Source organism: Frankia sp. CoWAU3 (genome assembly GCF_977971855.1).
Map to the genome: position 1 here is coordinate 1 of NZ_CDWWXB010000300.1, position 2,199 is coordinate 2,199.

The window sequence follows — 2,199 nt, forward strand, 5'->3', positions numbered from 1 at the left end:
CACCCATCGGCCTTCGGCCACAGGGTGACTCCGACGGAACCGCCTGGTAATACCCAATGGTGGGCACAGGGCGATGAGCTCCGCAGGACGCCGTAGAACGAGGTCGGGATCGGCGGCGAGCAAGGGCGCCTCGTCCACGTCTCCCCACAACGCGGCGGCGGCCATGACTCCGGCGTCGCGCGCAGCGGCAAGGTCGGTGACCGCATCGCCGATCATGACTGCATTCTTCGGCTCGGTGTCCAGCAGTTCCAGCGCACGTAGCACGATGTCCGGCGCGGGTTTCGCCCTGGCCACCTCGTCGGATCCAAGGACCTGGTCGAACAGCGGCAGCACCCCTAGACCATCCAACAGCGAGCGTGCCCGCCAGCCGGCCTTTCCAGTGGCCACTGCCAGCCCGTACCCACGGTCGCTCAGCTGCCGGACCAGCTCCGGCGCTCCGGGGAACAACTCGACCTCGCTGGCCAGCCGGGCGCTTTCGCGGACGAACGGTTCCTCCATCTCCAGCGGCAGGTTCATGATTTTCATGATGTCCGGAAAATACCGTCCGAAGTGTCGGCGGTATTGCGCGAACGGCGGCTCCCCGGAGCCGACGACCTCCCGGTAGGCGACGATGAAAGCCCGACGCATCACGTCGAAGCTGTTCACCAGAACGCCGTCGAGGTCGAAGACGACGGTTTGCAGATCGTTCCCGAACCGCGCCGGGCTCGGCTGTGGCGGAACGGGCGACGTCGAGGGCGCCGGAATGGCCGGTTTCGGTACGGGCGACGTCGAGCGGAACGAGGACTGGACATGCGAAGCCGAGTCAGGGTGGGCCGAGCGGTAAAGGCGTTCGATGACGTTCACGGTCCGCTGGGCGTCACCGATGGCGATGCCGCGCACCGCCGGATCCGCGCAGGTGTCTGCGATCTCGTCGAGGAGGCGGTCGTACTCGACACCGATCGGTTCCGTGTCAACGGCCACCGCAGTCGTCCGGCCCGCCCGCAGAACGGTGAGTGCTGACCGATCGAGCCGGTTGGTGCTGAACCCGAACGTGCATTCCAGGCGCGCCGTACCCGAACTGCCCTCGACGACGACGGCGGTCACATCGGTGGGCTGATGCGATGCCCACCCGACGGTGAGGGACAGGGAGAGCCGGTTCCGGGTCACCAGGAAAGCGCGCGCGGTGTCCTCGACATCACCGGTGAATCCGACTGCCCGGCGCGCGCCCGTCCCGGTGTGCCAGGCGGCCCGGGCGCCGGCATCGCGAAGGAAGTCGTCGGAGAACGACCCCACCACCTGGCTGTCCTCCATGCCGTCGACCAGCGGCGAGATCACGTCCAAGAGGTGCCAGCCGAGATCCAGCAGCGCTCCGCCCCCGGATCGTCCCCGCCGGGTGAACCAGCCGACACCGGAAGGGATGCCACGAGCCCGGACCCACGCGGCGGACACGTGCCGGATCCGCCCGAGGGAGAGGGCCAGATCCAGCAGCGCCCGCACGTCCGCGCGGTGCCGGGCAGCACTGCCCGCCAGCAGGGTCGCGCCGCCGCGGCGCTCCGCGTCGGCCAGCCGATCCGCCTCCTCGGACGTCAGGCAGACGGGTTTCTCGACGAACACCGAGATTCCCCTGGCCAGGAGGCTTTCGGCCACAGCGGCGTGCAGGTGGTTCGGCACTGCCACCACGGCGAGGTCCACCGCCCCGCCGGGCAGCTCCTCGACGGACGCACAGCCGGCTGGGCCGTCGGCGCCAGCGGCCGCGCGGGCGTCGGCATCCGGGTCGACGACGGCGCGCACCATGAAGCCCGGATGTGCCCGCAGCCTCGGCAGCCAGATGGCGCGAGCCGCCCATCCCGCGCCGACCATGGCCACCCGCAGCGGCGGCCGACCGCTCATCGGAAGGCCGCCACGGTATCGGCGAGGATCTCGGCGACCCGCACCATCTGCTCCTCGGTCCCGAGCAGCGTGCGGTGATGCAGCCAGATCGTGTCAACGTGCACCGCCTCGGTGTTCGGGCACCGAGCAGCGATCTCGTCCTCGGTGAGGGCGGGGGCGCCGGTCTCCCAGAAGCCGGCGCAGCGGTAGATCGCCCGGAACGCCGCGAAGGCGGGCAGCCCGCGGGCAAGGAGCGCATCGACGAGCTCGTTGCGGCGCTGTTCGGTGATGCCCGGGATCCGGAACATCTGCATGTAGTGCGGGTTGCGGTCGCACCGCTCGTCCCGGCTC

Annotated in this window: 2 protein-coding genes; both read right to left on the reverse strand. The window is 70.0% G+C overall.

What is annotated here, in order from left to right; all coding sequences use genetic code 11:
* Positions 1-1,869: HAD-IA family hydrolase (locus tag AC08ON_RS17510; protein WP_476617379.1), on the reverse strand; the 1,869-nt coding region annotated here is incomplete at its 3' end.
* Positions 1,866-2,199: DegT/DnrJ/EryC1/StrS family aminotransferase (locus tag AC08ON_RS17515; RefSeq protein ID WP_476617380.1), on the reverse strand; the 334-nt coding region annotated here is incomplete at its 5' end. The genes AC08ON_RS17510 and AC08ON_RS17515, both read right to left, overlap by 4 nt.